Origin of the sequence: Bradyrhizobium sp. LCT2 (assembly GCF_009931255.1) — a bacterium.
Classification (GTDB): domain Bacteria; phylum Pseudomonadota; class Alphaproteobacteria; order Rhizobiales; family Xanthobacteraceae; genus Bradyrhizobium; species Bradyrhizobium diazoefficiens.
The window spans coordinates 749,670-769,195 of record NZ_CP034432.1 but is presented as its reverse complement, the minus strand read 5'-3'; the positions used below and the strand labels follow the sequence as shown (position 1 = coordinate 769,195).

Genomic DNA, 19,526 nt, shown 5'->3' with positions numbered 1-19,526 from the left:
CCCCGCCGGCGAGGAGAGGTCGGATTGCATCGAAGATGCAATCCGGGTGAGGGGGTACAGGTCTCTCGACCATCTCGCGTGTGGAGAGAGGCCCCTCACCCCGACCCTCTCCCCGTAAGAACGGGGAAAGGGGGAATTAGCACAGCGTGTCCCACCTTATATCGTCCCGATTCCGCGGATTGCCAGCGTCGCTGCGCCAAGGACCGGACAAAGGACTGCGCCAAGTCGCCGGGTTGTTGATCGCCCCCTTGTATGCTTTAGGGGCAGTACCCCGCCGCCGGTCCAGCCTGATGCTGTTCAATTCCTACCCGTTCATCCTGCTGTTCCTGCCGGCTGCGCTGGCCGGGTACTTCTGGCTCGGGCGGCGCGGCAATCTGACCCCGGTGATCTGGCTGGCGGCCGCCTCGCTCGCCTTCTATGCCATCGGCAATTGGCAGTTTGTCGCGCTGCTGCTGGCGTCGATCGCCTTCAACTACGGTGTCGGCCATCTCCTGATTGCAGCGGAGCTCATGCCAACGCAGCGCCGGGCGGCACTTGCCCTTGGTGTCGCCGGCGACCTCCTCGTGCTCGGCATCTTCAAATATGCGGGCTTCGCCGCCGACAATCTCAATGCGCTGCTCGGCACGCATGTCGCGGTCCACATCCTGCTGCCGGTCGGCATCTCCTTCTACACGTTCACGCAGATCGCGTTTCTGGTCGATGCCTATCGCGGCCAGGTCGCGCGTTATGCCTTGCCGCATTACGCGCTGTTCGTGACCTATTTCCCGCATCTGATCGCGGGGCCGATCCTCCACCACAAGGACATGATCCCGCAATTCGAGCGGGAGGAGTCCAAGCAGCCGCACGCGCATCTGATCCTGTGCGGAATCATCATCTTCGCCATCGGCCTGTTCAAGAAGACCTGCCTTGCCGACGGCATCCAGCCCCTGGTCGCGCTCGCCTTCGAAGCGCGCTCGCCGAGCTTCGACCAGGCTTGGTGTGGTGCGCTCGCCTACACGTTCCAGCTCTATTTCGACTTCTCCGGCTATTCCGACATGGCGATCGGGATATCCCTGATGTTCGGCATCTTCCTGCCCGTCAACTTCAACTCGCCGTACAAGGCTGCGAGCATCGTCGAGTTCTGGCGCCGCTGGCACATGACGTTGTCGCAATTCCTGCGCGACTATCTCTACATCCCGCTCGGCGGCAACCGCCGCGGCCACGTGCTGCGCTATGTCAATTTGCTGATCACGATGCTGCTCGGCGGGCTCTGGCACGGCGCGGCCTGGACATTCGTGGTGTGGGGTGCGCTGCACGGCGCCTATCTCTGCGTCAATCACGCCTTCAGCGCGCTGGTGCAGACCATCCCGTCGCTTCATGCGCGCCCGGTCCGGATCCTTGGCGCCGTGCTGACCTTCCTCGCCGTCGTCGTCGCCTGGGTGTTCTTCCGCGCCGAGCGGGTCGATTGGGCGTTGCGGATCGTCAGTGCCATGGCTGATCCCTTGAACATCGTCCTCGGCCGCGAGGAGATCGCGGCGCTGGTGCAGGTCGCGATCTATGCGGCGCTGGTGTGGCTGGCGCCGAACACGCAAGGAATCATGGGCTACGATCACGGCAACCGCAGGGTCGGCGAAAGCTTGCGGGCAGGGCGCATGCGGCCGCTGTTCCTCTATGGTGCATCGCTCGTGCTCGCATTCGGGCTTCTGGGCATCCAGAGCCACAGCGAATTCATCTACTTCCGGTTCTGATGCGGGGATCGTTCACCAGCGTGATGCGCCTTCTCCTTGCGAGCGTCGCGTGCGTGCTGGGCGCCGCGGCGCTTACCTTTGCCGTCGATCCCCTGCAACTGTTCCGCCCGTCGCGCCTCGTCGCGCCGTTCTATTCCGACGACACGCGCATGCAGAATGCCGGGCTGATCCGCAGCCAGTCGTTCGACACCGCCTTCATCGGCACCTCGCTCGCGATCCATTTCCGCCAGAGCGACATCGACCGCGCGCTCGGCGTCCGTTCGCTCAAGCTGGCGATGACCGGATCCAATTCGCGCCAGCAGGGCTTTGTGCTGGAGCAGGCGATCGATCGCGGCGTCCGGCGCGTGATCTGGGCGATGGACGATTTCAGCTTTGTCGATGCGGCCGGCATCGAGGCCGATCCCTATCTGTCCGTCGATCTTTATCGGAGGACGGCCAAGGGGATCGCGGCATATCTGTTCAGCGCGCCGATGGCGAAGGAATCCCTGTTCGCGCTGCTGCGGTCTGTCCCGCCGCTGCGGGAGCCGCTGAGCCGTGCGGCGCCGTTTCTCCCCGTCAAGTTCGCGCTGTCCGACGTCGACGACATCTACGCGCTGCCACGGGATTTCGACGTCGCGCGCGCCTACAACGCCGAGAGGACACGCGCCGCCTTCGCCTATATCACCGATCCGGTGCGCAGCAGCTTTCTCGGCGAGGGCTACGAGCGTGACGCCATGATCAGGCATTTCGAGCGTGACGCCGCCAGCCGGATCGCGCGCCATCCGGACGTGACCTTCGACGTCTACTTCCCGCCCTATTCGATCCTGCAATTCGTCGCGATGCGCGATGCCTCACCGGCGACGCTGACCATCGTCACCGATCTTACGGCCCGCATCGCGCAGCGCCTGACGCAGCTTCCCAACGTGCGCCTCCACGATTTCCGCGCGATCAAGGCGGTGACCCACGACCTCAACAATTACGGCGACGTCATCCACCATTCGCCGGCCGTGGACGCGATGGTGTTGAAATGGCTGGCGAGCGGGGAATACCGGGTCGATCCGAAGGCGCCGCTGGCGTCGCTGGAGAAGCTGAAGGCGCAGGTCGAGGCGTATCGCGTGCCGCAGCCGTAGCCCGCAAGAGCGAAGCGATATGCGGGACCTTGCGCAGATCCCGGGTGTCGCTTCGCTCACCCGGGCTACAAGACTGCAGCTGTGATGGTCAGCAGTAGCCAAACCCCGCTGTCGTCCCGGCGAAGGCCGGGACCCATAACCCCAGGGAGGAATTTGGCGAAGACTCGTAGTTAAAGAGTCTTCTCGTGGTACGCACACCGTGCGTCACTGATAGATCACGCGGTATGGGTCCCGGCCTTCGCCGGGACGACAGCGGTGGCTTGCGCCTACGCCGCCACCTCTTCGCCGAGATACGCGACCGCCGCCTCCAGCCCGCCCTTGCCGTGCGGGATCTTCAGCGCGTTGAGGCCGATCTCGACCACCCCCAGCGTGCCGAGCAGCATCGGCGCGTTGATGTGGCCCATATGGGCGATGCGGAAGGCTTGTCCGGAGAGGTCGCCGATGCCGGTGCCGAGCACCACGCCGCACTTGTCCTTGCAATAGCGTTGCAGCACTGCGGGATCATGGCCGTTGCTCATGGTCACCGTGGTCACGGTGTTGGAGCGCTCGCTGGCTTCGGCGATGTTGAAGCCGAGCACCTGGCCCTCCGTCCAGGCGGATACCGCGCGGCGCGCGGCTTCGCCGAGCAGGCTGTGGCGGCGGAAGGCGTTTTCAAGCCCTTCCTCGTGCAGCAGGTCGATCGCCTTGCGCAGCGCGAACAGCAGATGCACCGGCGCGGTGCCGGCATATTTGCGATAATTCTCGGTGCCCTCGCGCTCGCTCCAGCTCCAATAGGGCGTCGACATGTTCGCCTTCTTGTGCACCTCGAGCGCGCGCGCATTGGCGGAGACGAAGCCTAGGCCGGGCGGCGTCATCAGGCCCTTCTGCGAGCCGGACATCGCGACGTCCACGCCCCATTTGTCCATCTCGAACGGCATGCAGCCGAGCGAGGCGACGGTGTCGACCATATACAGCGCGGGATGACCGCTCGCCTTGATCGCCTTGCCGATCGCTTCGATGTCGTTCTGCACGCCCGAGGCCGTATCGACCTGGACGACGACGACGGCCTTGATCCTGTGCTCCTTGTCGCGGCGCAGGCGCTCCTCGACCTCGTGCGGCCGCACCGCGCGACGCCAGTCGCCCTTGAGCACCTCGACCTCGGCACCCATCAGCGCTGCCGCATTGCCCCAGCCGATCGCGAAGCGGCCGCTCTCCAGCACCAGCACCTTGTCACCGCGCGACAGCACGTTGCTCAGCGCGGCTTCCCAGGCGCCATGACCGTTGGCGATGTAGATGTAGGACTTGCCCCTGGTCGCAAACAGTTTCGAGATGTCGCTGAGCAGGCTCTCCGTCAGGTCGAGCATCTCCTTGGAGTAGATGTCGATCGCCGGACGATGCATCGCCCGCAGCACCTCGTCGGGCATCGTGGTGGGCCCGGGGATGGCCAGAAATTCCCGGCCCGCGCGAACGGTCATTGCTGTTGGTCCTTGTTGCTGGAGGACAGGCTGGTGGGTCGCTCGAGTCGTACTTTTACGCGCTGCTGGAAGCCAAGAAAAGCACGCAAAATGCAGGGCTGGGTTATCGTTTGGTCTCGCGGCAGCCGGCGGCTTCCGCCTCCTCCACCGAGCAGAACCAGCGGGTGCCCTTGCTGATCTTCATCTTGATCTGGGTGTACCAGCGGCTGGTCGGCTGGTGATAGATGCACTCGCCGGCGGTGTTGACGTTGCCCTTGATGGTGCAGTCCGGCGAGGGCGCGACCGGCCCCGACGCCGAAGCGAGCAGCACGGCATGCGCTCCCTCCGGCGGCTTGGTGGCGCCCAATATCGTCGTCTTCTTGTTGCGCACGCGCCAGTCCCAGGGCGCAATGAAGGCGCCCTGCCACATGCCGGCCTTAGCCTCACGCGCGGCAGCCTCGTCGGCGTCGTAATCGTGCGAAACGCGGGTGTAGGACAGCGCCCAGCCGCTGCGCACCAGCCATTTCTGGATGTCCTCGCCGCCGACCTCGCAGCGCGCCACGGTGCGGCCGCGCCGGTCGATCGCGCGGGCATGACAGACCCAGTTCTTGCCCTCGGTGTATTTGGCGAGTTCGTCGCGTGCCGCGATCCCGCAGGTCCAGCGCTCGGTATGGGTGTTGAGGCAGAGCTGGTCGGACGACGGCGCGTCGATGCCGCCGAGCCGGACCCTCGTGTTGCCGATCACGACGGAATCGCCGTCGCGGACCTTTGCGGTGCCGGTGATGTCGGCGGCCTGGGCGAGCGTCGGGGCGAGCAAAGACAGCGCAAGCAGGAATTTTCGCAACATGCCGGTCCAGTGTTCAGGAAAATCTCGATAAGCCGCGCAATTGTGGTCGGCTTTTGGCCGCCCGGCCAGCGCTTGCCTAACGATTAAGCTTTCAACTTCCCGTCATTGTCGTGGACGCCACTTACCCTCCCCTGGAGGGGGAAGACACGTTACCCCCGCGCCATCGCCCGCTTCGCCACCGCCAGCGCCATCAGCACGAACGCCGACGTCACCTCCGGTCCGCCCACCAGGATCCGCGTCGGCGTCTTCATCTTGTTCCATTCATAGGCGCGGAACGGGCCGCGGCGGCCGCCTTCGCCGATGGCGCCGACGATGACATTCAGCGCCGGCGCGAAGGCACGCGGGTCGGCGCCGAGATGGCCGAGCGCGATCAAGGCGAGTGCCGCGTCGAACACGTTCATCTCGGCGGCCATCAGCTCGCCCTTGACGTAGGAGAGCACGCGGTGGCGGATGAAATCGAAGTCGCCGTCCGGATCGATCGCCGCCTGCGCCGCCAGCGGCAGCGCGAGGAAGGCGGCATAGCAGCGGCCGAAATAGGCGCTGTAGAGTTCCGGCAGGTAATAGATGTGCGAGCGCGGATTGGCGAAGGCGCCGCTGGCCGCGAGCCGCTTCTGGAAGCCGATGATGCGATGCACGGTCGCAAGCCGGGCCGGCGTCTCCAGAATCTTCCAGCGCACGAGGTTGCGGAAGCTGACCTCTAGAATGTCGAGATTGAGCGTCGGATCGAGATCGTTGCCGTAGGGCCGTTCGCCCCTGAGATTGTCGATCCAGGTCGCGACCCCGCCCTCGTAGTCGATATTGTCATTGAGCGGCACGGTCACGCGCGGCTCGTTGACGCCGGCGCGCACCTGGTAACTGCTGTAGAAATCCAGCAGCGGCTGGTCGATGATCGGATCGGTGCAGCCCGCCTGCGTCGCCGCCGAGATCGAGCAGGCCGTGGTGTCGCAGTCCGGCACATAGACGCCGAAGCCGAGATCCTGCTTGATCTGGGCGAAGAAGCGGGAAAAGCGCGGATGTGGCGCGGGCGCGAGCGCGGTGATGACATTGAAGCGCGCACCGTCGGTGCCCTCGACCTCCTCGCGGCTGATGTTGACGCAGAAATCGACCATGTCGGCGATGGCGCGCTCTGCCGCCGTCTTGTCGGCCGGTGAAGCGAGCCCGGTCTCAACGAAGCTGAGCAGCGCTTCAATGAAGAACGCATCGTAATAGGCCGAGCGGTGGCGGATCTGCACCGGCTCCCACATCGGCTCGGCGATGCCGGTCCAGGGCGGATTGACCACGGCGGCTGCCTTCGAGCGCGCGATGAAGACGCGGGCGAGATTGAACAGCAGCGAGGAGTTCTTGTAGCCGCGCGCGTTCAACCCGGTGAGCGCCATGGTCAGCTCGCGTCCCCGGAAATCAGGGTCGCCGATCAGGTTGAAGGCGGCATAGGTCGGCAGGAAACCGTTCTTGCGGTACGAGCCGAGCAGATGCTGCGCGCAGTCGCGGATCACGCCGTCGATCTGTGAAGCCTGCGGCATGGCGCCGACGAACAGCGCCGGCGGTGGCCTCGGATGGTCGAGCGTGATGCTGTCGACGAGATCGGCGACGGGCTGGCCGACCGCCGCCCAGTCCGGCTCGGCCTCGTCGCGGGCGCGGGTGAGTGCCTCGCGCAGCCGGGTGAGCTTGGCCTCGTTGCGCAACTCGGGCAGCCCGGCCCGCCGGAGCAGCACCCGCAGCGCGGGATTGCCCAGTGCGGTCTTGTAGAATTTGGCCAGATGCGGATCGCCGCTGGCGGGGCCTGACAATACGGGATCGCAGACGTCGTAAAGCGAGGGGCCGTCCTTCCGCGCCGTCAGCGCCCGGCAGGCGGCGCCGGCAAAATAATGAAAGCTCATGAAATACCTGGTCGCGGGGCCTTGGTCGGGGACGGCCGGTGCGCTCCCATCTGCGCACCACCCCTGCAAGTCTTTGAAAAAGTACCCGGATTCGCAGGAAAAACAAATGTGATGGCAGTCACGGAAAAAGTCGGCACGAGGGCTGCATGATCAGAGCCCGGAAGGCTACGGGGATACCAAAAACGGAGAAATCCAGGTCAGGTAATTAACTAACATCTTCAGCGACTTAGCTCAAATTTTGGGCAATCTATTGCGGGACACCCTATATCCCGTTAAAGGTTTGTTTGGTGCGGCGCCGCAAATTGCGCGCAATTCGGGGGCACTCCCCCGGCCAATCCCTCAAACCTAAAGACGCTATCGCGCTACTCAACCTGTATGCGCGCGCGTGGCCGGTCTTTGGCACTGACAGGAATGAAGCGAGATGAATGTAAGGCAGCTCGACATTTCCCGACGCACGATTGCGGTGGCCGCAGCCCTCATCGGCACGGTCTCGCTCGTGATCGGCGCCCATGCTGCCCTCAACATGCGCGCGCTCGATGCCGCCAAGGCTGTTACGACCGACCAGGTCACCGGGTCGATCGGCCAGGCCTCCCGGCTCGCGCTCGTCATCGGCAATGGACATTATCCCGACGCCAACGCGCCGCTGACGCAGTCGATCAACGACGCCCGCGCGCTGTCCTCGACCCTGCGCAAGAACGGCTTTGACGTCGACATGGTGGAAGACGCGACCAAGGACGACATGGTCCGCGCCGTCAACCGCCTGAAGTCCCGGATCAAGCGCGACACCGTCGTCATGCTGTTCTTCGGCGGCTACGGCGTGCAGGCCGGCCGCCAGAGCTACATGCTGCCGATCGACGCCGTGATCTGGAAGGAAAGCGACGTCCGCCGCCAGGGCGTCTCCATCGACGGCGTGCTCGACATGATGAAGGAGCAGGGCGCCAAGGCCAAGCTCGTCGTTGTTGATGCCTCCCGCCGTAACCCCTACGAGCGCCGCTTCCGCTCCTACAGCCACGGCCTCGCGCCGATCAGCGCGCCCGACAATGCGCTGATCCTCTCCTCCGCTTCGCCCGGCAAGGTCGTCGACGACGGCAAGGGCGAGCATAGCGTGCTGGTGAGCGAGCTGCTCGGCAACCTCGCTGCGCAGGGCAGCGCCGAAAGCGCCTTCAACAAGACCCGCGTCGCCATCTCCCGCGCCTCCGAAGGCGACCAGGTCCCGACCGTCTCCTCCTCGCTGCTCGAAGACGTTCATTTCGGCGAAGCCGGCGGTTAGTTTTTCCCGGCGATTGTAGGGTGGATTAGCGAAGCGTAATCCACCACTTCTCTCTCAGAGCGGAAAGCAAAGAGGTGGATTACGCCTTCGGCTAATCCACCCTACGATATGCGTGTGTAGCGCACATCTGCCCCTACACCGTCCTTGCGAGCGCAGCGAAGCAATCCAGAATCTTTCCGCGGAAAGACTCTGGATTGCTTCGTCGCAAGAGCTCCTCGCAATGACGATCGTGGCTGCTACTTCGCCGCTTCCGCGGCCATCACCGGGCGCACGGGATCGCCTTCGCGGAGCAGCGCGCCGGCGCGAGCGACGACGACGTCGCCTTCGTTGAGGCCGTCGCGGACCTCGATATTGCCGCCCGACATCAAGCCGATCTCGACGCGCTTGGTCTCGACGCGGTTGCGGCGGATCACCTGCACCACGGTGCCGGCGGACGAATATTGCACGGAGGTCAGCGGCACCGCGACGTTGCAGCTCTGCCCGGTCTTGATCAGCGCGCGCCCGCTCGCATTCAGCAGCAGCCGCTTCTGCGAGGAGATGCCGATATAGACCATGCCCTGCTGGATGTTCGGCTCGACGGTCGGCCCGATGCGGCGCACCTTGCCGTCGATGTCGCCGGCGCCGGCGATACGCACGGTCGCCTGCTGGTTGACTGCGAGCTTGCGCATGTCGGTCGTCGCCACGAGGCCGACGAGATCGTATTCGCTGCGCGCCACGATCGTGAACAGTGCCTCGCCCTTGGCCGAGGCGAGGTTGCCGATCTGCGCGGTCGAGGTGGCGATCACACCCGCGACCGGCGCGGTGACCTGAAGCGTGCCGCCTTCGGGCAGCGCGAGGCGCGCCAGCACCTGGCCGGCGGTGGTGGTTTCGCCGGCTTCCGCCAGCACTTCCGTTACCTTCAGGCCAGGACGTTCGGGCCGCACCGAGGTCTCCTCGCGCGCGATGATTGTGCCGGTGGCCTCGACGATGTCGGAGAAGCAGGATTTTGCGACCTTCAGCACCGTGACGGCCGGCCCCTTGGGCGCGTCGTCATCGGCGGCTCCGGCCGGATATTGGCCGAAGACGAGCACTGCGGCGATGGTTGCGGGAAACAGGGCTCGAACAGCGGCACGGGGCAAATGGCGCATCGGAAATTCCACGGGGGCTATGCCTCCAATCGATAGCAGATGGCAGCGGCAAGGACTACGGCAGCGTTGTCCCAAAGCGGGATGCCGCGCCGCCCGGGCTGCCGCGGCAAGTCTTTGATTAGTCGCGGGATTGGAGAACAGGTTCGCTCGCCGCCGGGCAGGGCGCGGCGGCCGCACAGCTCGTGGTTCGAGATGGGGTGCGACGGTTCTGCCTGGCTGCCGGTCAGCTTCGGCGATCGCCGAGCAGCTTGCCGGAGGAACGGTCGATCAGATGCAGTCGCGTGCAGGCCGGGCAGGGTACGGACACGTGGGTGCGGTCGGCCGGCTCGTCGCCAAGCCGATGCTGCACGTTCATGCCGGTCTGGGGGCACTTGAAGACAATATGACGGTCCATGACCGTCATATGATGAAAAGCCCCGGACTTTGAAATTACGGATGATTACTTAGGCCGGCCGCGGCCCCTCACGGCAGGCTCAGGAACTCCACCCAGTTCGGCTTCTTGCCGGTGGGGTAGGATTTCAGCTTGCTGAGCGCGCCGCTGCTCTGGTCGATGGCATAGACCGTCATGCCGTCGGACAGCTCGCCGACCGCGGCGAGGTAGCGGCTGGACGGATCGATGTTGAAGCCGCGCGGCTGCTTCTCGGTCGGCACGCTGCCGACCGTGGTCAGCTTGCCGCTGGCCGCATCGACCTTGTAGGCGGTGAGCGTATTGGTGGTGCGCTCGGAGGCGTAGAGGAAGCGCCCGTCCGGGGTGATGTGGATGTCGGCGGCCCAGGGTTTCCCATTAAAACCCTCCGGCAGTGCGGTGGTGCGCTGGATCTCGTCCCATGCGCCGCTCTTGGCCTCATAGGTGAAAGCAGCGACATCGCCGTTCAGTTCGTGGATGAGATAGACGAACTTGCCGTTCGGATGGAACACGAAGTGCCGCGGCCCCGATTTTTCCGGCACCTTGTAGTTCGGCGGATCGCTCGGCGTGAGCGTACCGGTCGTGGCGTCGAACGCGAAGCTCAGCACCTGGTCGGAGCCGAGATTGGTCGCGAACACGTAGCGGTTGTCGGGCGAGGGCAGGAAGGCGTGCGCGTTCAGCCCGGTCGGGATCACCTGCTTCGGCTCGCCCACGACGCCGTTCGCGGAAAGCGGATTCAGCGCGACCTTGTTGCCGCCATAGGAGGCGCTGAACAGGACCTTGCCGCCGCGGTCGGTTGCGATGTTCGCCATGCTGTCGGCGAGCGGTCCGTTGCCGACATGGCTGAGCTGGCCCGTCTTGGGGTCGATCGCAAAACTCACCGCCTGGAACGGCTGCGAGCGGACGCCGGCAATCAGCACGCGGTGGTCGGGTGTGATCGCGAGCGGCGTCGAGGAGCCCGGCTTTTCGACGCCCGTGAAGGCGGCGGTCTGCACCGGTGTCATCTCGCCGCTTTCGGACAGCTTGAACACGCTGATGTCGTTGCTGTCGGCATTGCCGACATAGGCGAAGGTCTCGGCCATGCCGGCGCGAACTCCCGAAATGAGGGCAAGGAAGGCGAGGGTGGTGGCGATCGCAGCGCGGGGCGTTTTGGATGCGACGCAGCGTGTCGGTCTCGGCATGGGCGTTCTCCTCGGGGCCAGTGCGGCATTGTTGTTTTGTCGCAGAGGATAGCGGCAGGCGCCTCGCCGCACCAAATTCCAAATGAGATCGATCGATGCCGAAATGGTATCGGTTGCGTCGCGCCGAAGGCGGCTACCGCACCGCGGCCGTCAGGTTGCGGAAGTGCAGATTCGGGCCGGCGGGATGGTCGGGCGGCCCGAGCACGGTCCACACGACGACCGCGAGCAATGCCGAGGTCAGGATGGTCCAGGCGACGAGTCGTTTGCGCATGGCGAAAATCCGTCGGTCGAATGTTCGATGCGCCGGGGCGCGTGTGAACCATCGTGCACTGCAAACGGCCGCGCCTCTATGAACTCGTTCACAGCCCAAGGGGATGAAAGGGTCCGCGGGATGAGGATGTCGTGGCAAAGCGCCACACCGGTTAAACCGATCGCAAGGTCTCTCCGACAAACTTGAACAGCGCTGCGCTTCCTCTGCACCATCTCAGGCCGCAGGGCCACATGATCGCTAGGGAACGGCAGCCCCCTTCCCGCCGTTACCCCTGATCTCGCGGGCGGAGGACGCCAAAACGGAGGCTGGCACGTGTTTTGGATTTATTGGGACACCGCCTGGTCGCTGATCATCAGCGGCATCATGTTCGCCACCATCGTCACGCATCCCGACGCCGAGTTCGTCGAAGTGCACGCGGCCAAACGGCTGATGTGAACTTTCGTCCCGACCGGGATGCTGTTCCCCGATCGCCGGCTTCGCCCGAGGGCGACGTCTGCGGTCCGAGGTCCGGTTTGGACTCGCCTCCGCTTCCGGACCTCGTCCCGCCGGGATCGCTCACTGCATGGTTGCAGCGATCTTCTCTGCCGACATCAGCACCGGAAAGTTGGTGTTGGCGCATGGCACCACCGGGAAGATCGAGGCGTCGACGACCCGCAGACCCTGGACACCCCTGACGCGGCCCTGGTTGTCGACCACCGCCATCGGATCGTCGGCCCGGCCCATGCGGCATGAGCACGAGGCGTGCCACACGCCGATGGTCGCCTTGCGCACGAAGGCTTCAAGCGCCTCGTCGTCGTTCATCACGTCATCGAAGGTGAAGCCTTCGACCACGAAATTGTCGATCAGATAGTGACGCAGCGCCGTCGGTCCGTCCATGAGCGCTGCCGCGATCCTGGTCAGGATCTTGTTCCTGGTGTTGACCACGCCGATCTTGCGGACCTTGTCGGTATAGGCGGCCGGGAACGGCTTGTCCGTCACCTTCCTGACGATTTCGCTCATCTGCACCGCCGCCATCTTGCGGAAGCCGCTCATCAGCCGATCGAGGTCGCGCCGGTCCGACAGCAGGTTGAACTCGACGATCGGCTCTGCGGAAGGGTCGCGCGAGGCAAGCTTGACCTGTCCGGTCTCGGAATAGGTCTTGTTGACGAAGGTCAGCAGCGAGCCGATTTGCGCGCCGACCGCGTGCCAGGCCGATTTGCTGAGCACGACGACGAACATGTCGCCCTTCGGCACCCCTGACAGCCCGGACGAATAGCGCAGGCCAAGCTGCATGTGGCGCCTGGTATGCTCGTTCATGCGCGCGCCGCGGCGGACAAAGGACGACAGCGAAATCGAGGGATGATCCATCAGGCGCTGGCCGACGCCCGGCAAGCCCGTCAGCACGGGAATCCCCATGTCCTTGAGGTGGCCGACCGGGCCGATACCGGCGCGGAGCAGATGCGCCGGCGAATGGATGGCGCCGCTGGAGAGAATGATCTCGCGTCCGCGGAATTCCTGCTCCCGCCCGTCGACCCTGGCCTTCACGCCGACGCATTGCGTGCCTTCGAACAGCAGCTCCCGAACTTGCGTGTTGGTGGAGATCGTGAGGTTGGCGCGCTTGCGGGTGTCGCGATCGAGATAGCCCATCGCGGCGGAGACGCGCTGCTCGGCCTGGTTGGAGTGCGTCACCGCGAAATAGCCGTCGACGAACTCGCCGTTCTGGTCCGCCACGAATTGATGACCGGCCTGCTGGAAGGCATCGGCGAAGGCCTGCGAATGCCGTGTCCAGTGCTCCCGCGGAATCCGGCGCACCGGGATCCGGCCGTCCTTGCCGTGATACGGGCCGTCGAAATCGAGGTCGCGCTCGACCTTCTTGAAGAACGGCAGCACGTCGTTCCACGTCCACCCCTCGGCGCCGCGCGCATCCCATTCGTCGTAGTCGGTCGGCGCGCCGCGGTTGGCCATCTGGCCGTTGATCGACGAGCCGCCGCCGAGCACGCGCGCCTGCTCGTATTTGCGCAAGGGCGGACGCGCTTCGTTCGGATTGTTGTGGCTGACGACCTGCGTCGTGACCTTCAATTCCGTCCAGTGGAAGCGCGGATCGAAATAGGCCGTGCCCGGATAGCTGTCCCTGATCTCGGCCGGCTCGTTGCCGGGTGGTGTGTCCTGTCCGGCTTCGCAGAGCAGGACCTTGTTGGCACTCTTTGCGGAGAGCCGGTGGGCCAGCACGGACCCCGCCGAGCCGCCGCCCACGATAATGTAGTCGTACACGATTGGCGTTTCCTCTTGTTCTTGTGCCCAAGAGGTTAGCGCGGATTTATTTCGAGGTCACGCCACGGCTTTTGTTGGTGGCGCCATGAGGTCTGCAGGGTGGGACGATGCCGCGGGGCGAGACGGACGGCGGGTGTGCGCCGTCTCGCTCGATGAACCCTATTGCAGCACTTTCGGCATCACGATGACGACGTCGACCTGCTTGTCCAGCACCTGCGATGCGACCGCGGCGATGTAGGGCGAGTAGCTGTCCTCGATGTCGGACGCGACCTCCGCGTTCCCGGCGAAGGCGTAGAGCATCGTGCCCTCGATATTGTCGAAGCGGATGCCCGCGAAGACGCGATCGAACGTCTCGGCGCCGACGATGCCTGCCATGAGCGCCTGGATAGCCTGGTCCTGGACGAGTGTGAGCTTCATCATGCCGATGAGATATGGACCATCTTCCCGGATACAAGATGCGCAGCAACGATGCCGGCCTGTTCTCATTGCCCGGTCGGTCTCACGGCGTTGTCGTGCCGCCGTTTCAGCCCGCGGGCCTGGCAGCGGTCTGCGGCAGCGGCGGCTTGCGCTCCGGAAGCTTCTTTTTCGGCGGCGCCGGCAGCAAGCCTTCCCTGATCGCCTGCTTGCGAGCGAGCTTGCGGGCGCGGCGAATGGCCTCGGATTTTTCGCGCGTCTTTCTCTCCGACGGCTTCTCGTAGGAGCGCCGCTGTTTCATTTCCCGAAACACGCCCTCGCGCTGCATCTTCTTCTTCAGGACACGAAGCGCCTGGTCGACATTGTTGTCGCGAACAAGTACCTGCAATTGTGTCTCCTCGTCCGGCTGCGAAATACGGCAGTCCTGCACGCAGCCGATTGCGCAGGAGCTTCATTGCGATCGTGAGGATGACAGTGACGGCGATCTTCAGCGCCGGCCTCGAACACGCGAGCTGCTTGGCGCCGCGATACAGTTCGGGGACGACGTGAACACTCCCGGGCCGCCGTGTCAATCGATAAGGCTTCCGTTCGCGTCAATTCGCCACCTGAAGCCGATTCGGGGCCGTGCGAGAGGTGTTTTCACCGTCATCGCCTCCGCAAACGGCGCTTAAGCCGCGGCCGCCTGCGCCGACAGCAACCGCTTCAGCTTCGCGGCGGGGACGGCCGGGCTGAACAGCCAGCCCTGCATCTGGCTGCATCCGAGCTGCCGCAGCACCTCGCGCTGCGCCTCGGTCTCGACGCCTTCGGCCGTCGTCGCCATGCGGCGGGCGGCGGCCATGTGCACTACGGCCTGGACGATCGGAGAGGAGTCCTCGGGCTCGCCGATGTCGCTGATGAAGCTGCGGTCGATCTTGATCTTGTCGAAGGGGAAGCGGTGCAGATAGCTCAGCGACGAATAGCCGGTGCCGAAATCGTCGAGCGCGATGCGCACGCCGAGCTCGCGCAACTGCTGGAGGATCGTCAGCGCCTCCTCGTCGTCGCGAATGAGGACGGTTTCGGTGACCTCGAGCTCGAGCCGCCCGGGCGCCAGGCCCGATTCGGCAAGCGCGGCGGCGACCTTGAGCGCCAGCGTCTTGGAACGGAACTGCACCGGCGAGACGTTGACGGCGATGTGGATATCGCCGGGCCAGGAGGCCGCCTCCGTGCAGGCCTCCTTGAGCACCCATTCGCCGATCTCGCCGATCAGTCCGGTGTCTTCCGCGACCGGAATGAAGTCGGCGGGCGAGACCATGCCGCGCTCCGGATGGTGCCAGCGCAGCAGCGCCTCGCAGCCGGTCACGACATTGGCCGCGAGGTCGACCAGCGGCTGATAGTGCACCTCGAACTCGCCGCGCGCGAGCGCCTGCCGCAGATCGAGCTCCAGCTGCCGGCGCAGCCGCGCCTTGGCGTCGTATTCGGGCACGAAGACGCGGAAGGTGCGGCGGCCCTCGGATTTGGCGGCATACATCGCCAGGTCGGCGCGCTTGAGCAGGTCGTCGAGATTGTCGCCGTGGTCGGGCGCGATCGCGATGCCGATGCTGGCATCGGTCGGAACCTCCTGGCCCTTGCAGTTCACGGGCGCACGCAATGCGTTGAGGATCGTTTCCGCCAGCGCCGTCAGCTCGGCCTGGTCGCGGGTACCGGCCTTGACGATGGCGAATTCGTCGCCGCCCAGCCGCGCGACGAGGTCGTTGCCGCTGACGCAGGCGCGCAGGCGGTTCGCGACCTGGCGCAGCAGCTCGTCGCCGACCTCGTGTCCGAGCGAATCGTTGACGCCCTTGAACTCGTCGACGTCGATATAGAGGATCGCGAACGGCTTGCCCTCGGCAAGCTCCGCCACGCGGCGTTCCAGATGGCCGCGCATCAGCACGCGATTGGGCAGGTCGGTCAGCGCGTCGTAATGCGCCATATGCGCGATGCGTTCGTCGGCGCGGATGCGCTCGGTGACGTCGTCATGGGTGGCAAGCCAGCCGCCGGCGGCGCCGGGCTGGTTCTTGATCTCGATCAGGCGGCTGTCGGCGGTCTCGACGATCGTGCTCTGGGTCCGTCCGACACTGCCCAAAATGCCGTCGCAATAGGAATCGACGTCGCCGTCGAACGATCCGGTGTCGTGGCGGTGCTGGATGACGTCGCGGAAATAGGCCCCGGGCTTCACCACGTCGGTGGACAGGTGGTACATCTCGATGTAGCGCCGGTTGCAGACGATCAGCCGCTCGTCCTGGTCGAACATCAGAAGGCCCTGCGTCATGGTGTTCAGCGCGGTGTCGAGCCGCTGCTTCTCCAGCGAGAGCCGGCGGGTCATCTGGCGGAAGATCAGGAACAGCGTCAGGACGAGCAGGCCGATCGACAGCACGGCCACGGTGACGAAGAATTTCGTTTGCGTGCGCCAGGTGGCGAGCGTCGCGTCCAGCGACCTGGTCGCAACGATCACCAGCGGCGCGCCGGTCAGGAGGCGGGAGGCGACGATGCGGTCCTTGCCGTCGATCGGGCTCGCGAGCTGCATCGTGACGAAGGTGCGCTCGAACACGGCTTTCTGCTCGGGGGAGCCGGTGTGGTAGTTCTGCCCGATCATCGCGTCGACATGCGGAATGCGCGCAAGCAGCTGGCCGTTCTGGTGGTGCATCGCGATCGAGGAATCCTCGCCGAGTCCCGTCGAGGCAAAGAAGGATTCGAGCTGGTCGGGCGTGATCGCGCGCGAGACCATGCCGAGGAATTCGCCATGGGGGCCGGAGACGCGCCGCGCGAACACGATCGCCGGTCCGTTGCCGAACCGTCCGGGCACGACCTCGATCTCCTCCTGCGAGGTCGGGTCGGATTTGAGGCGGTTGAAATAGCCGCGGTCGGCGACCGAGATGTCGGCGACCGGCCAGCGCCGCGACGAGTTGATGAGCACGCCGTTGGCGTCGAACACATTGGCGCCGGCGACGTCGGACCAGCCGCTGGCTTTTGCGCGCAACGCCTCGTGCATGGCGAGGGTGCCCATCTCGCTGCGGAAGACGTCGGTGGAGGCGATGCCGTGGCTTTCGAGCTCGGCGATGACGCTCTTCTGGAGCACCGCGAAATCCGCGAACTCGCGGTCGAAATGGCGGACCAGCAGGCGGACGGCACTCTCCAGGCTGTCGCGGCCGCTCTCGATCGCATTCTGCCGGAAGCGGTCGACGGTGAGCGCGGTGCCGATGGCGGTTGCAGCCATCAGCACGAAGCCGCCGACGATCAGCCATGTCAGCGGCGCCCCGCGCCAACGGCGCAGCAGCGCGCGCATCCGCGCGGTCCATCGGATCGATGTGCCCATCCAGCCCTCCCGTGGGATGCAAGATGCAGCAAAACCGACAAGACCCCGTTACCAGTGAGGGTTACGAAAATATGAATCGGAACGGAATCGGGAGGTTGGTTCTCGGGGCGGCCGATCCTTCGAGACGCCCGCTTTGGCGGGCTCCTCAGGATGAGGGCAGAGTGCGTGGCAGCAATTTTAGCGGGCGCCGATGCTGCTTAGCCTCATCCTGAGGAGACCGCGAGAAGCGGTCGTCTCGAAGGGCGAGGCGCGCGTAGACTGGCGCCAAGGAGACATATGAGATCGCCCCGCTTTGGAGGGGGCCGGCGAGGCCAAATCTCACCGCTTGATCTCCCAGTTCAGCGCCTCCGCGTTGCCCTTGGCGAACATCGCCGGCACGTCGAACTTGCCGGTCTTGTGGTCATAACGGCATTTCCAGTCGGCCAGTCCCTTCACGGCGACGTTCTTCGGATGCTTGTCCATTTCGCCCGACAGCGAGATCAGGAGGTAGCGATTGTTGGGCCAGTCAACGCCGAGCCAGCGATAAGCATCTTCGGTGCCCTTCATCAGATTGGCCGAGATGTGGTAGTCGAGCTTCATGTTCTTCGTGTCCGGCCGGCTGTGGAAATAGGCCCAGGCGAGGTCACTGAGCGACTTCTTCGTCGCGCTCACGAAGGCGCCGTTCTCGACATGGTAGAGAAACAGATCCTGCTCGCCCGAGCCGGTCTTCTGCATCCGCACCAGCCATTGCGAGTCGCTGGTGAAGCGGAAGCCGGCGCCATAGCCCTGCTCGGGCTTCAGCTCCGTCATCCGCTCGCCGTTCCTCGCCCAGGCCTGCCATTTGACGTCGAAATCCTTGCTGTCCTTCATGTACTGCTCGATCCGGGTGGCGCCGTCGGGCGAGGTGAAGGCGAGATCGGCATTGTCGGTGAGGATGTAGTCCGGCGGCGGGCCCGAGGCGGCAAGTGCGGGGGTGGCGGCGAGCATCACGGCAAGCGCCAGCCATGGCGCGGGGCGGCAGAATGCAGTCACGGGAAAAATCCTCAAAAAATAGGCCGCGATGCGGCCTCGATCATTTGACGCCGACGGGGCCGCGCCGGTTCATCCGTGGCGGGTGGGAACGGAGGGCGGTAATCCCTTCGACCGTCTTGCTGCCGTAGCCAAATCGGAGCAACTTGCCGTCATCGGCCGATTTGCCAGCAAGGGTCTGCTTTCTGATGATGACCGCTTCCAAGGCTTTCATTGCATTCTGCCTGCTCGCAGTGGTCGGCACCGTGCTGGTGATCGGCCCCACCGAGCTGCGCCGCCTGTTGCCGGGCGGGACGAGCACCGAGATCGCCGTCGCGGCCAAGCCCGAGGCCAAGGTCGGAGCCAACGCCGAAATCAAGACCGAACCTAAAGCCGAGACCAAGGCAGCGCCGACGCCCGAAGAACCGAAGCTCGCCGCCGGCGCGCCGCCCGCGTCCGCCGCCGCGCCGAAGCCTGCGGGTCCATTGGCCGAGACGCAGAAGCAGGTCACGGCGCTGGCTGATCTCGTGCCGGTCAACCCGCCGGTGGCCGCGACCGACGCCGGTCCCCGGTTCGACGTCGCCCGCATCGACGACCATGGCGAAGCGGCGGTGATCGCGGGCCAGGCCACGCCGGGCGCAAAGGTCGAGCTGCTGCGCGACGGCCAGCCGCTTCACTCGGTCGTGGCCGATGCATCGGGCCAGTTCGTCATGACGCCGCCGCAACTTCCCGCCGGCAGCTACGAGCTGACCCTGCGCGCCAGGGCGCCGGATGGCACCGTCACGCAGTCCAACCGCACCATGCCGGTGACGATCGCGGAGGCGCCGCCGCCGCCGGCGCGTGTTGCACCGCCCGCCGCCAAACTGGAAACGAAGCGGGCCGAGACGCCGGACGCGAGATCGGATGTCGTGGCATCCCTGCCGTCGGGATCGGACAGGCCCGCGGCGCGGCCCAGAATGATGGGCGCGACGAAATCCAGGGGCAGCATGGCGCGAGCGCCTGCCGCCACGACGGTCGCATCGGCGTCGCCGGGCGACGCCCTCAGCGGCACACAGGCGGAGGCGGGCGGCAGCCGGGTGATCTCCCGCGGCGACAGCCTGTGGGCGCTCAGCCGGCTCGCTTACGGCGACGGCGCCCGCTACGCCGTGATCTTCAACGCCAACCGCGCCAAGATCCACAACCCGAACCTGATCTATCCCGGCCAGACTCTTGTGCTGCCGCAAAAGGCGGAATGAACGCGGCGCTTCTTCTCACCGCCGCGACGCTTTGACCGTCGTACTCCCGGAACCTTTGGTT

17 protein-coding genes are annotated in these 19,526 nt (G+C 65.3%); 5 read left to right on the top strand and 12 right to left on the bottom strand.

Annotation, left to right across the window (positions count from 1 at the left end; translation table 11 throughout):
- Positions 1-290: 290 nt before the first annotated feature.
- Together EI171_RS04340 and EI171_RS04335 are read left to right on the top strand one after the other, a co-directional pair.
- Complete coding sequence (locus tag EI171_RS04340; protein WP_161532689.1) at positions 291-1,727, top strand: MBOAT family protein; 1,437 nt, start codon at positions 291-293, stop codon at positions 1,725-1,727.
- Positions 1,727-2,836 carry a hypothetical protein gene (locus EI171_RS04335; protein WP_161532688.1) on the top strand — a complete coding sequence of 370 codons (1,110 nt, stop codon included), beginning with the start codon at positions 1,727-1,729 and terminating at the stop codon, positions 2,834-2,836. Before EI171_RS04340 ends, EI171_RS04335 begins: the two co-directional genes overlap by 1 nt.
- Positions 2,837-3,102: 266 nt before the next feature.
- On the opposite strand, the gene EI171_RS04330 is transcribed toward EI171_RS04335, so the two are convergent.
- From EI171_RS04330 to EI171_RS04320, 3 genes are all read right to left on the bottom strand, one after another.
- Positions 3,103-4,290, bottom strand: a complete 1,188-nt coding sequence (locus tag EI171_RS04330; RefSeq protein WP_011083205.1) for an alanine--glyoxylate aminotransferase family protein — start codon at positions 4,288-4,290, stop codon at positions 3,103-3,105.
- A 103-nt stretch (positions 4,291-4,393) separates the two neighbouring features.
- Positions 4,394-5,116, bottom strand: coding sequence for a thermonuclease family protein (locus EI171_RS04325; RefSeq protein WP_011083204.1), 723 nt, complete (start codon positions 5,114-5,116; stop codon positions 4,394-4,396).
- Positions 5,117-5,265: 149 nt separating this feature from the next.
- Positions 5,266-6,993, bottom strand: coding sequence for a hypothetical protein (locus EI171_RS04320; RefSeq protein ID WP_161532687.1), 1,728 nt, complete (start codon positions 6,991-6,993; stop codon positions 5,266-5,268).
- Positions 6,994-7,414: 421 nt separating this feature from the next.
- Here EI171_RS04320 and EI171_RS04315 point away from each other — a divergent pair, with 421 nt between their 5' ends.
- Positions 7,415-8,263 (top strand): caspase family protein, encoded by an 849-nt coding sequence (locus EI171_RS04315; RefSeq protein WP_011083202.1) that lies wholly within the window; start codon positions 7,415-7,417, stop codon positions 8,261-8,263.
- Positions 8,264-8,499: 236 nt separating this feature from the next.
- On the opposite strand, the gene EI171_RS04310 is transcribed toward EI171_RS04315, so the two are convergent.
- From EI171_RS04310 to EI171_RS04300, 4 genes are all read right to left on the bottom strand, one after another.
- Positions 8,500-9,390, bottom strand: coding sequence for an efflux RND transporter periplasmic adaptor subunit (locus tag EI171_RS04310; RefSeq protein WP_028175680.1), 891 nt, complete (start codon positions 9,388-9,390; stop codon positions 8,500-8,502).
- A gap of 223 nt (positions 9,391-9,613) precedes the next feature.
- On the bottom strand, positions 9,614-9,784 hold the full coding sequence (locus tag EI171_RS44590) for a hypothetical protein (RefSeq protein ID WP_165448133.1): 171 nt from the start codon (positions 9,782-9,784) through the stop codon (positions 9,614-9,616).
- A 68-nt stretch (positions 9,785-9,852) separates the two neighbouring features.
- The gene (locus EI171_RS04305; protein WP_161532686.1) at positions 9,853-10,977 is read right to left on the bottom strand and encodes a beta-propeller fold lactonase family protein; all 1,125 of its coding nucleotides are present in this window, start codon (positions 10,975-10,977) and stop codon (positions 9,853-9,855) included.
- Between the two features lie 133 nt (positions 10,978-11,110).
- Positions 11,111-11,248 (bottom strand): hypothetical protein, encoded by a 138-nt coding sequence (locus EI171_RS04300; RefSeq protein WP_156149861.1) that lies wholly within the window; start codon positions 11,246-11,248, stop codon positions 11,111-11,113.
- A 312-nt stretch (positions 11,249-11,560) separates the two neighbouring features.
- Between EI171_RS04300 and EI171_RS46385 the strand changes: the two genes are divergently transcribed.
- Positions 11,561-11,683, top strand: a complete 123-nt coding sequence (locus EI171_RS46385) for a hypothetical protein (RefSeq protein WP_256380414.1) — start codon at positions 11,561-11,563, stop codon at positions 11,681-11,683.
- Between the two features lie 120 nt (positions 11,684-11,803).
- Here the strand turns inward: EI171_RS46385 and EI171_RS04295 are convergent, their stop codons facing one another.
- The 5 genes from EI171_RS04295 to EI171_RS04275 form a co-directional block, all read right to left on the bottom strand.
- Positions 11,804-13,498, bottom strand: coding sequence for a GMC family oxidoreductase (locus EI171_RS04295; protein WP_161532685.1), 1,695 nt, complete (start codon positions 13,496-13,498; stop codon positions 11,804-11,806).
- 159 nt (positions 13,499-13,657) lie between these two features.
- The gene (locus EI171_RS04290; RefSeq protein ID WP_038967442.1) at positions 13,658-13,918 is read right to left on the bottom strand and encodes a hypothetical protein; all 261 of its coding nucleotides are present in this window, start codon (positions 13,916-13,918) and stop codon (positions 13,658-13,660) included.
- A 103-nt stretch (positions 13,919-14,021) separates the two neighbouring features.
- Positions 14,022-14,300, bottom strand: a complete 279-nt coding sequence (gene rpsU / locus EI171_RS04285; protein ID WP_011083197.1) for a 30S ribosomal protein S21 — start codon at positions 14,298-14,300, stop codon at positions 14,022-14,024.
- A 279-nt stretch (positions 14,301-14,579) separates the two neighbouring features.
- The gene (locus tag EI171_RS04280; RefSeq protein WP_161532684.1) at positions 14,580-17,243 is read right to left on the bottom strand and encodes an EAL domain-containing protein; all 2,664 of its coding nucleotides are present in this window, start codon (positions 17,241-17,243) and stop codon (positions 14,580-14,582) included.
- 318 nt (positions 17,244-17,561) lie between these two features.
- Entirely contained in the window at positions 17,562-18,254 is a 693-nt protein-coding gene (locus EI171_RS04275) for a hypothetical protein (RefSeq protein ID WP_161532683.1), read from the bottom strand.
- Positions 18,255-18,439: 185 nt separating this feature from the next.
- On the opposite strand from EI171_RS04275, the gene EI171_RS04270 reads away from it, so the two are divergent.
- A complete protein-coding gene (locus EI171_RS04270) occupies positions 18,440-19,465 on the top strand; it encodes a LysM peptidoglycan-binding domain-containing protein (RefSeq protein WP_161532682.1) in 1,026 nt (341 codons plus the stop codon).
- Positions 19,466-19,526 lie beyond the last annotated feature (61 nt).

Coding starts and splice junctions, on each gene's coding strand:
- EI171_RS04340 (WP_161532689.1), top strand. CDS start 291: ATGCTGTTCAATTCCTACCCGTTCATCCTGCTGTTCCTGCCGGCTGCG.
- EI171_RS04335 (WP_161532688.1), top strand. CDS start 1,727: ATGCGGGGATCGTTCACCAGCGTGATGCGCCTTCTCCTTGCGAGCGTC.
- EI171_RS04330 (WP_011083205.1), bottom strand. CDS start 4,290: ATGACCGTTCGCGCGGGCCGGGAATTTCTGGCCATCCCCGGGCCCACC.
- EI171_RS04325 (WP_011083204.1), bottom strand. CDS start 5,116: ATGTTGCGAAAATTCCTGCTTGCGCTGTCTTTGCTCGCCCCGACGCTC.
- EI171_RS04320 (WP_161532687.1), bottom strand. CDS start 6,993: ATGAGCTTTCATTATTTTGCCGGCGCCGCCTGCCGGGCGCTGACGGCG.
- EI171_RS04315 (WP_011083202.1), top strand. CDS start 7,415: ATGAATGTAAGGCAGCTCGACATTTCCCGACGCACGATTGCGGTGGCC.
- EI171_RS04310 (WP_028175680.1), bottom strand. CDS start 9,390: ATGCGCCATTTGCCCCGTGCCGCTGTTCGAGCCCTGTTTCCCGCAACC.
- EI171_RS44590 (WP_165448133.1), bottom strand. CDS start 9,784: ATGGACCGTCATATTGTCTTCAAGTGCCCCCAGACCGGCATGAACGTG.
- EI171_RS04305 (WP_161532686.1), bottom strand. CDS start 10,977: ATGCCGAGACCGACACGCTGCGTCGCATCCAAAACGCCCCGCGCTGCG.
- EI171_RS04300 (WP_156149861.1), bottom strand. CDS start 11,248: ATGCGCAAACGACTCGTCGCCTGGACCATCCTGACCTCGGCATTGCTC.
- EI171_RS04290 (WP_038967442.1), bottom strand. CDS start 13,918: ATGATGAAGCTCACACTCGTCCAGGACCAGGCTATCCAGGCGCTCATG.
- EI171_RS04280 (WP_161532684.1), bottom strand. CDS start 17,243: ATGGGCACATCGATCCGATGGACCGCGCGGATGCGCGCGCTGCTGCGC.
- EI171_RS04270 (WP_161532682.1), top strand. CDS start 18,440: ATGATGACCGCTTCCAAGGCTTTCATTGCATTCTGCCTGCTCGCAGTG.